This is a genomic window from Streptococcus sp. 3.1 (assembly GCF_016648915.1).
GTDB classification, from domain to species: Bacteria; Bacillota; Bacilli; order Lactobacillales; family Streptococcaceae; genus Streptococcus; species Streptococcus salivarius_E.
The window spans coordinates 1-3,026 of sequence record NZ_JACLQV010000043.1 but is presented as its reverse complement, the minus strand read 5'-3'; the positions used below and the strand labels follow the sequence as shown (position 1 = coordinate 3,026).

Here is a 3,026-nt window from a genome sequence, read left to right as displayed (position 1 = left end):
CATAATTTTTCCTCCATTTCCTAAATTCTATTATAGCGCTATTTTAGAGAGTTTCAAGAAAATATAAGAAATTTAGACAAAGATAAGAAAACGATTACATAGAAAAGAGAGTGAATATCAAATATCAAAATTTTATCAGTCGTAAGAGTTTAAAAACACAAAAAATCCAGGACCTGCGCCTTGGATTTAGGAGATTATGAAAAAGAAAAGTTTTAGGATGGTTATAGTATATAAAGCAAAGCCTATAGTTTTCTTAAAGTAGACAAAAATTATTTTCTTGGATTTTTAAAAGGAAGTTGAAATTAATCAACTTCCTTAGTATAGATGTTTTATAAGAATAATTTTAGTCGATTTCCTGACTTATCTTACAATTGCTTTGCACGTCCATTTTCATCAAAGTGGTAAGTCACACCATTGATGGTACGTGTTTCGTTGGTTACGAGCTCACCAGAGTTTTCATCGTAATAACGAGTTCCCTTGTAGTCTGTAACGAAATCACCCTTCACTTGTTTACCTTCATAATCGAAGTAGAGGTGTTGACCATTGATGACTTGATCGAAGAGGAGGGCCTTACCATCCTTACCGAAGTAGTACCAGTGTCCATCTGCATAGACGAATTGGTTGGTTACAGCAACACCTGTTTCAGCGTCGAAGTAGTAAGTTGGGTTGTCTTCTGCCCTGCTAGGAAAAGAAATATAAAACTTAGGTCTAGCTAATTTTCCACGAACTTGTTCGTTTGTTTCGTATTTGTTCATTGGATTGGCAGAGAAATAGTAAAGTTTCCCATCAATTTTTTTGAAACCTGCGACTTTTTTACCATTTTCTAGGTAGAACCAACTACCGCGAGATTTAACAAAACCAGCTTTTTCTACAGCTTCGCCAGTTTCATCATCATAGTAAGGTGGATTTTGATATATGTTAAAGGAACCACGAAGAACCTTTCCGTTTTGCTCAATATAGTAATCCTTCCCATCAATATTTATTTCCCCAGTTCTTCCATTACTGCTAAGGTAGTATAACTCGTTACCAATTTTAATAAACTGATCACGAGGGAGTTCTTTCCCTGCACCACTATCTTTATCGTAGTAGTAACCATTAAGAACAGCATCTTTAGCTTGAACACCATCATCATCAAAGTAAACGTGTACCCCATCAATGGTTTGTGAGCCTTTAAGGATATTACCTTGTGCATCTGCATAGTACCATTTACCATCATGGCTGAAGTATTGACCTTTTACAAGAGCTCCAGAATTTTTATCATAGAACTTACTAGGTGTTTCATAAGTATTGTAGTTCTCTTCACTGATTACTCGACCATTAGAATCAACTAATTCCCCCTTAGTTTGAATACCGTTATATGGATTAAAATTGACTTGAACTCCATCAATGATTTGGTCCCCTTTTAGAATCTTACCTTCAGCATTGACGTAGTACCAATTATCATTAACTTGGACATAGCGATTTGTTCCCAAATCTACTTTAGCACCAGAATCTTTGTCGTAGAAGTAGCCATCGTTACCAAAGATACCTTTGGCTTGTCTACCCCCATAAGGGTCAAAGTATACAGGAACATTGTTAATGGTTTGAGAGCCTTTAAGTGGTTTTCCGTCATTTCCTACATAGTACCAGTTTTTACCAACTTGGACATAGCTATTGGTTACGAGCGCACCAGTGACCCCATCGTAGTATTTATCGTTACTAGCAAAATCTCCCTTAACTTGTGCACCAGATTCTTTGTCAAAGAAGTATTCAACGTTGTCGATGACTGTTGCTCCTTTGATAGCCTTACTATCAGCTCCAATAAAGTAGGTTTTGTCTTTAACTGTTACGAAACGATTAGTAACTAGATTTCCAGAGTCTTTATCATGAAATTGTTTGTTGTAGTCAAAATCTCCTTTCACTTGGATACCTTTATAGCCAAAGTAGACATGAGCGCCATCAATAGTTTGTTCATCTGTCAAGATTTTTCCATCGTTACCGATGTAGTACCAGTTGCCTTTGATTTGAACATAATGGTTTGTGCCTAGGTCGACTCGGTTACCATCTTGCCCATAGAAGTAGCCATCGTCACCAAAATTGTCGAAGACCTGTCTTCCATCATATGTAAAGTAAACCTGTTTACCATTTATAGTTTTAGCACCTTTTACACGAACACCCTGATCATCCACATAGTAGCGTTCATTTTGGTGGGTATAGTTATCGTAGGCAATAACGTAGTTGTTAGTGACTAGTGCACCAGAATCTTTGTCGTAATAATGTTCTTTATTGTCAGTATCATTTCTAACAAAATACCCTTTGACTTGAACGCCGCTTTGATAAAAGTAAACCTTAACGCCATCAATAGTTTGCTCACCTTTTAAGATAGCACCGTCCTTACCGGCGTAAAACCAATAATCACCAAGTTGAAAATAACGGTTTGTCCCGAAATCAACTTGTTTTCCGTCCTTGTCGTAATAACGGCCATCAGAAGCAAATCTATTCCTAACTTGTTCACCGTAGTCGTCAAAATAATTCCATTCCCCATTAATTTCTTTGGGACCGATTACTTTATTGCCATTTTCATCTAGGTAATAGGTGCTACCGTAACTCTCAACGAATTTATTAGTAACAAGAGCACCAGAATCTTTGTCATAATAGTGACCGTCCCAGGTAAATTCCCCTTTAACCTGAACACCACTATCTCTAAAGTAGACCTTAACGCCATCAATAGTTTGTGGTCCAGTCAGGTCTTTACCGCTAGCATCTTTGTAATGCCAGTAGCCATATTCGTCTCTATAGTATTGACCACCGGTGACATTGGTTTCACTATTGGTATCTGCGGTTGCTGTTGCAGTCTCATTGGCAGCTCGGTCTGTAGTTACGGCTTCACGTGTTTGGCCTGTGGCTGATTCTGCAGGTGCTTGACTTTCGCTTGCAGTAGTTGAAGCAGTCTCACTGGCAACTTCAAAGCTTGCTGTAGAATTTGTGGCTTGTTCTGAGACATTTGTGGTGTTTTCTGTGCTAGCAACATTTTCAGTAGTAGCAGG

Annotated in this window: 1 protein-coding gene; it reads right to left on the bottom strand. The window is 37.9% G+C overall.

The features are described from left to right. Positions 1-365: 365 nt before the first annotated feature. Positions 366-3,026, bottom strand: a 2,661-nt coding sequence (locus H7U02_RS11360; protein WP_201043395.1) for a glucosyl transferase, incomplete at its 5' end; no start/stop codon positions are given.